The organism is Oleiphilus sp. HI0043, assembly GCF_001634935.1.
The window spans coordinates 1-495 of sequence record NZ_LWEY01000320.1; the positions used below are offsets into that span (position 1 = coordinate 1).

Sequence of the window (495 nt, forward strand, 5' to 3'; positions counted from 1 at the left end):
CGACCATTGACATGGTTTATCGTAAAACAGAAGAAATATCTCACTTGGCTGGAGAGCTTGAAGAAGAGTTGGAAGATGATGCTTTCGACTTGGCTGAGTTAACCACGACCGGAGATGACAGTGAAGCACCGGTTGTAAAACTGCTGCAATCTATTTTTGAAGATGCGGTGCAGGCGAGAGCATCTGATATACATATTGAACCAGACGAAAGTGTGGTACGAATCAGGCAGCGTATAGATGGCATTCTGCAAGAGCAGGTGATGAAAGAGACACGAATCAATGCCGCCCTGGTACTGCGTTTGAAGTTGATGTCGGGCTTAAATATATCCGAAAAAAGAATTCCTCAAGATGGACGCTTTAACGTTAGGGTTAAGGCGCGGTCAGTGGATGTGCGTCTATCGACGATGCCTACGCAATATGGCGAGTCCGTGGTGATGCGTCTTCTTGATCAGACCGAAGGTATTCTGGGGCTGGACAAGGTAGGTATGCCCCCCA

Annotated in this window: 1 protein-coding gene; it reads left to right on the forward strand. The window is 47.5% G+C overall.

Annotated features, from left to right (window positions below):
- Nucleotides 1-495 (forward strand): GspE/PulE family protein (locus A3729_RS04395; protein WP_197475556.1); only part of this gene is annotated, 495 nt, incomplete at both ends.